This window comes from Mesorhizobium sp. M7A.F.Ca.US.014.04.1.1, from assembly GCF_003998745.1.
Classification (GTDB): Bacteria; Pseudomonadota; Alphaproteobacteria; order Rhizobiales; family Rhizobiaceae; genus Mesorhizobium; species Mesorhizobium ciceri.
Window position 1 is genome coordinate 1 of sequence record NZ_RZRW01001113.1, and the last position, 1,043, is coordinate 1,043.

Here is a 1,043-nt window from a genome sequence, read left to right on the forward strand (position 1 = left end):
CTTCCATGACCGCTGGCGTGTGCGTCAGGATGGCGCCCTCGTTCATGCCGAGGATTTCCGCATCGGGCCCGATATCGCCGCAACGCTCGATCGCCCGGCGGTTGCCGGCGGCGCGATCGCGGTGGCGACATTGCTTCTGGTGTCGCCGCGCGCCGAAGCCCTGCTCGATCCGGTTCTGGAGATCGTCGGCGACCAGGGCAGCGCCAGCGCCTGGTGCGTGAAGAAATCTGGCAAGCTTCTTGCGAGGCTCTACGCCGGGGATGGCTACCGACTGCGCCAGCGGCTGGTTCCACTCGTCGAATTGCTCAACGGAAGGGCGGGGTTGCCCAAATTATGGTCACTATAGGCCTGCCTCTACCAATCCAGGGAAACGCATGAACCTGACGCCGAGGGAAAAGGACAAGCTGCTGATCGCCATGGCGGCGATGGTGGCGCGCAAGCGGCTCGAACGCGGCGTCAAGCTCAACCATCCGGAAGCGATTGCGCTGATCACCGATTTCGTCGTCGAAGGCGCCCGCGACGGCCGTCCGGTCGCCGAACTGATGGAAGCCGGCGCTCATGTCGTCAGCCGCGCGCAAGTCATGGAAGGCATCGCCGAGATGATCCATGACGTGCAGGTCGAGGCGACGTTTCCCGACGGCACCAAGCTGGTGACCGTGCACGAACCGATCCGTTGAGGAGGACAGGATGCTGGAGCTGCGTCCCAACTGCGAATGCTGCGACAAGGACCTGCCGCCCGAGGCGACGGATGCGCTGATCTGCACCTTCGAGTGCACCTTTTGCGCCGGATGCGTGGAACAGGTGTTGGGCGGCATCTGCCCCAATTGCGGTGGTGGTTTTTCGGCGCGGCCGATCCGCCCGGCAGCGATGCTGAAGAAATATCCTGCGTCGAGCAAACGCGTACTCAAGGCCGAAGGCTGCGGCCCCCGCAAGGCGGCGTGAACACCAGACCGAGCAAAACGAAAGGCAAACAGAATGATATCCGCCAAACGCCTCTGCCTGTCGGCGATCCTGCTGCTGGGCTCCGCCCAAAGCCCGACCGC

The 1,043-nt window shown here is 64.0% G+C and carries 3 protein-coding genes; all 3 read left to right on the forward strand.

The genetic code is table 11. The annotated features are described in order from the left end of the window. On the forward strand, window positions 1-346 hold a 346-nt coding region (locus EOA22_RS34905; protein ID WP_206521512.1), incomplete at its 5' end, for an urease accessory protein UreD. 28 nt (window positions 347-374) lie between these two features. After that, window positions 375-677 carry an urease subunit gamma gene (locus tag EOA22_RS34910; protein ID WP_013528395.1) on the forward strand — a complete coding sequence of 101 codons (303 nt, stop codon included), beginning with the start codon at window positions 375-377 and terminating at the stop codon, window positions 675-677. A 10-nt stretch (window positions 678-687) separates the two neighbouring features. Continuing rightward, entirely contained in the window at window positions 688-942 is a 255-nt protein-coding gene (locus EOA22_RS34915) for a DUF1272 domain-containing protein (protein ID WP_027161066.1), read from the forward strand. Window positions 943-1,043 lie beyond the last annotated feature (101 nt).

Bases quoted from the DNA above. Each gene is read 5' to 3' on its own strand.
- EOA22_RS34910 (WP_013528395.1), top strand. From the start codon at position 375: ATGAACCTGACGCCGAGGGAAAAGGACAAGCTGCTGATCGCCATGGCG.
- EOA22_RS34915 (WP_027161066.1), top strand. From the start codon at position 688: ATGCTGGAGCTGCGTCCCAACTGCGAATGCTGCGACAAGGACCTGCCG.